We start from the raw sequence: 3,727 nt of genomic DNA, 5'->3' as shown, positions 1-3,727 counted from the left end.
AATTAAAAGGAGAGAATACTATGTACGAAAATCTTTTGCCACGTTTTTTACGATATGTCAAAACAGAAACACGCTCCGATGCAACAAGCAAAACGACTCCATCGACTCAGACACAAGTTGCTTTTGCGCAAGAATTGAAAAAAGAATTAGAAGAGTTAGGCTTAGCTGATGTTTTCTATAATGAAGATAACGGATTCGTTATGGGAACATTACCAAGCAATGTTGATCATGAAGTGCGTTCCATTGGATTTATTTCCCACATGGATACAGCAGATTTTAATGCAGTAGGAGTCAATCCACAAATCATTGAAAACTATGATGGCGAGTCTACGATCGTACTAGATGCGGAAGAACGCTATACATTGAATACAAAAGATTTTCCAAATTTGAAAAATTATGAAGGCCACACATTGATCACAACAGATGGCAGTACATTACTGGGAGCAGATGACAAATCAGGGATTGCGGAAATCATGACTGCAATGGAGATCTTGATCAATAATCCTTCTATCCCTCACGGTACCATCAAAGTGGCTTTTGGTCCTGATGAAGAAATCGGTGTCGGAGCGGATAAATTCGATGTTGAGCAATTCGATGTAGATTTTGCTTATACAGTCGATGGTGGTCCTTTAGGTGAGTTGCAGTATGAAACGTTTAGTGCTGCTCAAGCAAATATTACGATCCAAGGGAAAAATGTACATCCAGGGACGGCAAAAGATACAATGATCAATGCTCTACAGTTAGCAATCGATTTTCATAATCAGCTTCCAGCCGATGAAGTTCCAGAAAAAACGGAAGGATACGAAGGTTTCTTCCATTTGATGGCATTGGATGGGAATCCTGAAGAAGCTTCTATGAGTTATATTATTCGCGATCATGATCGTGAAAAATTCGAAGCACGCAAAGCACAAATCACACATATCCAAGAAGAGTTGAATCAGCGATTTGATCAAGAACGAATCAAAGTAGATATGTATGATCAATATTACAACATGAAAGAAATCATTGAAAAAGATATGAGCATCGTGGAATTAGCGAAACAAGCAATGATCGAGCTTGGTATCTCTCCAGTGATCGAACCAGTTCGTGGAGGAACAGATGGTTCAAAAATCTCTTACATGGGTATTCCGACGCCAAATCTATTTGCCGGAGGAGAAAATATGCACGGACGATTCGAATTTGTTTCTTTACAAGTAATGGAAAAAGCAACAGACGTGATTGTAAAAATTGCAGAATTGAACACAAAGAGTTAAAATCGAAAAAGAACAGCTTATGACAAGGCGTTCGTCCCAATGATGGAATGTCATCTGTCTAAGGCTAAAGGGCAGGACAATGGAATTGGTTGTCCCGCCCTCTTTTTTGAAGAGTAAATAGGAGGTAAAGAATGGAAAAGCTGCTAGTTTTTTATAAAAAAAGTTCAGGGAAAGATGAGGGTGAGAAATTAGCACGCTGGTTTCAAGATTATGTAAAAGAAAAGCAGCCAGAATTATATGTAGAACTAGCTGAAACTGGCCCATCGATTGATGATGCGGAATTAGTCAAGAAAGCAGAAGCCATAGAAGCTGATACTTTAGTAATTATAGGTGGAGACGGCACGATTCATCATATCGTCCAAGCGTTCCAAAAAACATTATCTCAATACCATGTCGGATTACTTCCAGGTGGAACTGTCAACAACCTTGCACGTGTTCTTGAGATTCCACTCAAAAAAGAAGAAGCTGCTGACGTGATCCTGGAAGGCAATGTACGGAAAATAGACTATGGTCAAGTCAATGATGAAGTCATTATCTCTACACTGACAATCGGAATCTTAGCAGATACAGCAGTTTGGATCAGTCAAGAAGAAAAACAGCGTTACGGCTCGTGGATCTTTATCAAGAAGTTTTTTAAGTTATTGCTGAAGAAGAAAAAATATCATTTGGATTTAGAAACAGACGAGGAGCATTGGAAAGGAAAATCCCAACTGTTGACAGTCACGATGTCTAACTCCGTGGGCGGTTTTACAAATTTTGACGACTCAGCGACCCCAGATGATGGAAAATTCCATGTAACGATCGTACCTTCCTTAGATATTTTCCGATTTATTTTTTATTTGCCTAGAATCATGAGAGGCAAATTCTATACGATCCCCGGCATTACTTATTTCACAGCCAAACGCATGAAAATCCAAGCGCAGGAAAAATCTGTGGGCACTCGAACGGATGGAGACACGACAGATGATCTTCCAGTTGAATTATCTGTTGTATCAAAAGGATTAACAGTTTATTCACCAAAGAAAGAAGAAAAAGCTTAGAAATAGTAGTTAACAGAAAGTTGGAAGAAGAGTAATGGATGTATTGTTACACAATCCTTTGTGGTTTTACCTTTTCATTGTGAATTTTTACTTATTTTGTCTGATGGGGTATGATAAACATCAGGCTAGAACTAGCGGCTGGCGTGTTCCTGAGAATAATTTGATATTTGTCAGCCTGTTAGGCGGTGGTTTGGGAGGATTGATCTCTCGAAAAGTTTTCCATCATAAAACGCGGAAAAAGAAGTTTACTATAGGATTCGCTGCAGGTGTACTTGTTGATTTGATTCTCATTTATTTTTTCCATTAAGGAGCAGGAGATGTCGTCTAAAGGAACGAAAACTAAAATCATTCTGAATCTGCTTTTGCTGATTGTGATTTTTGCCATTATTTATTATTTAATCAATCAATCATTTGCAGATATCTTTGCCGAATTGCTGTCTACCAGTGTTGTTGTTTTGGCAGCAGCTGTTATATTAGGGACAGTTTACCAAATCGCTGAAGGGCGCTCAATCAAAGAAATTGCTGAACCTTTCGCGCCGAATTTTACAACGAAAGATGGGTTCTTGACCTCTAGCTATATTGCGTTTTACCGAATCGTTTCATTTGGTACAGGAACGCTGATCTCGGAGATTTATTTTTATAACAAAAAAGGAATGAAGCTATCCCAGGGAGCAGGGGTGACAGCACTCCATATGATTATGTACAAACTGGCAGTGATCACTTATGCATTAGCTGGCTTGGTCATCCAATTCTCTCTTTTTTATTCTAATGGTCCGTCAATGATCTGGTTTATCATCGCTGGTATCCTTTTGACGATCGTGATTGTTGTCTTTTTATTGGCGATGTCCGTCAGCTTGAATGTTCAAATATTTTTTGTCAGCTTATCGAATAAGTTATTTAAAAGTGAGCGTTTGCGAAAATGGGTGGATACATGCAATCAGCAGATCTACTCTTTAAGGGAAACGGTCCAAACCATTATCCAAGACAGGACTGCGCTATTGCGGATTTATCTATGGAATATGTTAAAACTTGTATTTTGGTATGTACTTCCCTATTTGATTCTGATTGAAAACCATCCTAAAATAGATTTTCTACTGACCATTTCGTTTATCAGCTTTGCAGTAGTGCTTTCAGGGGTTATTCCTACGCCTGCTGGTATTGGTTCCTTTGAATTTGTCTATTTGTTATTATTCAGACCAGTTGTTGGAACAGTTGACGCAGTTTCTTCGCTTTTACTGTATCGTTTCAGTTCCTTTATCTTGCCATTTCTCTATGGATTTGTGTATGTGATTGCTGAACGGCGAAGAGTGATCAAAGAAGAAATAATAGAAGTAAAAAAAGAGAATAAAGAAAATCAAGGGTAGGTCTTTTATAAGATCTACCCTTTTTATCAAATCAAAGAAAAACGTTATGGATAAGATAATTTTACGTTTG

General features: G+C 38.2%; 4 protein-coding genes. All 4 read left to right on the top strand.

What is annotated here, in order from left to right; genetic code table 11:
* Positions 1 to 20 precede the first annotated feature (20 nt).
* The 4 genes from pepT to RG571_RS11735 all read left to right on the top strand — a co-directional run bounded on the left by pepT (position 21) and on the right by RG571_RS11735 (position 3,657).
* Entirely contained in the window at positions 21 to 1,253 is a 1,233-nt protein-coding gene (gene pepT / locus RG571_RS11750) for a peptidase T (protein WP_002288340.1), read from the top strand.
* 131 nt (positions 1,254 to 1,384) lie between these two features.
* Positions 1,385 to 2,293, top strand: coding sequence for a diacylglycerol kinase family protein (locus tag RG571_RS11745; protein ID WP_002338771.1), 909 nt, complete (start codon positions 1,385 to 1,387; stop codon positions 2,291 to 2,293).
* A 34-nt stretch (positions 2,294 to 2,327) separates the two neighbouring features.
* Complete coding sequence (locus tag RG571_RS11740; RefSeq protein ID WP_002288344.1) at positions 2,328 to 2,600, top strand: DUF1294 domain-containing protein; 273 nt, start codon at positions 2,328 to 2,330, stop codon at positions 2,598 to 2,600.
* 10 nt (positions 2,601 to 2,610) lie between these two features.
* A complete protein-coding gene (locus tag RG571_RS11735; protein ID WP_002338770.1) occupies positions 2,611 to 3,657 on the top strand; it encodes a lysylphosphatidylglycerol synthase transmembrane domain-containing protein in 1,047 nt (348 codons plus the stop codon).
* The last annotated feature ends 70 nt before the right edge of the window (positions 3,658 to 3,727 follow it).

This window comes from Enterococcus sp. FR204 (genome assembly GCF_031143325.1).
In the GTDB taxonomy this organism is placed as follows: Bacteria; Bacillota; Bacilli; order Lactobacillales; family Enterococcaceae; genus Enterococcus_B; species Enterococcus_B faecium.
This window is presented reverse-complemented; position numbering and strand designations above follow the sequence as displayed.